Here is a 240-nt window from a genome sequence, read left to right as displayed (position 1 = left end):
CTGCACCAAGATGGCCTGCTTGTACGCTTTTTTCATCAAATCGTGACCCATAAATGGCGAAACCATCATCAAAAGAGTGGATTTTGGCAAATGGAAATTGGTAACCATACAGTTGGCAATGCTGAAGTCATAAGGAGGGAAAATAAACTTGTTTGTCCACCCTACAAAAGTGTTCAATGAATGTTCTGATGAAACCGCACTTTCCAAACCACGCATCACCGTAGTTCCAACAGCACATAC

At 42.1% G+C, this 240-nt stretch carries 1 protein-coding gene; it reads right to left on the bottom strand.

All coding sequences use genetic code 11. From position 1 onward, the window contains the following. Nucleotides 1-240 (bottom strand): S-adenosylmethionine:tRNA ribosyltransferase-isomerase (locus ACRHOZ_RS21365; RefSeq protein WP_431130391.1); only part of this gene is annotated, 240 nt, incomplete at both ends.

The sequence above is a fragment of the Flagellimonas flava genome, from assembly GCF_050617915.1.
GTDB lineage: Bacteria > Bacteroidota > Bacteroidia > Flavobacteriales > Flavobacteriaceae > Flagellimonas > Flagellimonas flava_A.
This window is presented reverse-complemented; position numbering and strand designations above follow the sequence as displayed.